Raw genomic sequence first — 382 nt, 5'->3', positions numbered from 1 at the left:
AGATAAAGCCTACCCCGACCGCGGGCAGGGCAAGTTCCGAAAGTTTAAGCGAGAACCCGATTAGGGACACGATCCACGCCGTTACCGTGGTGCCGATATTTGCCCCCATGATAAGGCCTATTGACTGTTTAAGGGTGAGCAGTCCCGCGTTTACAAGGGACACTACCATGACCGTCGTTGCCGAAGACGACTGGATTATCGAAGTTATGGCAAAACCGGTAAAAACGGCCGTAAACCTGTTTCCGGTTATTAGATTGAGGAAGCGCTGAAGCCTGTCCCCGGCGGCGCGCTGGATGCCGTCGCTCATAACCTTCATTCCGTACAGGAAAAGGCACAGACCGCCGGTAATTTTAAGTAAAGTCGATATTATGACCATAGGGCT

At 52.1% G+C, this 382-nt stretch carries 1 protein-coding gene; it reads right to left on the bottom strand.

Going from position 1 to position 382, the window contains the following annotated elements:
* On the bottom strand, positions 1 to 376 hold a 376-nt coding region (locus ACYVTD_RS17760), incomplete at its 3' end, for a Na/Pi symporter (protein ID WP_461248941.1).
* Between the last annotated feature and the right edge of the window lie 6 nt (positions 377 to 382).

It is taken from the genome of Treponema sp. R6D11 (genome assembly GCF_054786075.1).
The sequence above is the reverse complement of the archived record's forward strand: the minus strand, read 5'-3'. Positions and strand labels throughout refer to the sequence as shown.